Annotated in this window: 1 protein-coding gene; it reads right to left on the bottom strand. The window is 54.0% G+C overall.

Annotated elements, in window-relative coordinates; translation table 11 throughout:
• On the bottom strand, window positions 1-206 hold a 206-nt coding region (locus tag ACG2F4_RS19480; protein WP_395262608.1), incomplete at its 3' end, for a hypothetical protein.
• Window positions 207-328: the final 122 nt, after the last annotated feature.

Below are 328 nucleotides of genomic sequence, written 5' to 3'. Positions count from 1 at the left end.
AGGAACCAAAAACTCAAGGCGGTGAATGGGGCACCCGCTGCAGCCTGTGCAGGCGTGGATGTTGATGGTCCGTCACGCCGGCTGCCCGCTATCAAAGTCCTCACCGGCAGGGTATCCACCCCCGCCTGCTTCGGCCTCCGCGCCCCATTCAAGGCCGGGAAGGCCAGGTTGTATATTTTGTAGCTCGCTCCCTCGTCAGACAGCACTTCTTCCGGTATCGGAACAATTGCTTGACACGTTCAAACGATCTCCCCTTCGAAATTCATCATTTCTAATCACTGTTGTCCGGGGAAAATAGTAAGAAAATAAAAAAGCGGAGTCGCATTTG

The organism is Halalkalibaculum sp. DA3122 (assembly GCF_043951865.1).
GTDB lineage: Bacteria > Bacteroidota > Rhodothermia > Balneolales > Balneolaceae > JAMQKA01.
The sequence above is the reverse complement of the archived record's forward strand: the minus strand, read 5'-3'. Positions and strand labels throughout refer to the sequence as shown.